The following is a 459-nucleotide window of genomic DNA, read 5'->3' on the forward strand; positions in this document are numbered from 1 at the left end:
CAGATCTGAGTCCTACGGGAGGCAGCAGTGGGGAATATTGCACAATGGGCGAAACCCTGATGCAGCAACGCCGCGTGAGCGATGAAGGCCTTCGGGTCGTAAAGCTCTGTCCTCAAGGAAGATAATGACGGTACTTGAGGAGGAAGCCCCGGCTAACTACGTGCCAGCAGCCGCGGTAATACGTAGGGGGCTAGCGTTATCCGGAATTACTGGGCGTAAAGGGTGCGTAGGTGGTTTCTTAAGTCAGAGGTGAAAGGCTACGGCTCAACCGTAGTAAGCCTTTGAAACTGGGAAACTTGAGTGCAGGAGAGGAGAGTGGAATTCCTAGTGTAGCGGTGAAATGCGTAGATATTAGGAGGAACACCAGTGGCGAAGGCGGCTCTCTGGACTGTAACTGACGCTGAGGCACGAAAGCGTGGGGAGCAAACAGGATTAGATACCCCAGTAGTCACTGCTCTA

At 53.6% G+C, this 459-nt stretch carries 1 rRNA gene; it reads left to right on the forward strand.

What is annotated here, in order from left to right:
• Positions 1-459: ribosomal RNA gene (locus H9X80_RS08950) — 16S ribosomal RNA — on the forward strand; the annotation flags it as partial.

It is taken from the genome of Olsenella profusa (assembly GCF_016900315.1).
GTDB classification, from domain to species: Bacteria; Actinomycetota; Coriobacteriia; order Coriobacteriales; family Atopobiaceae; genus Thermophilibacter; species Thermophilibacter profusus_A.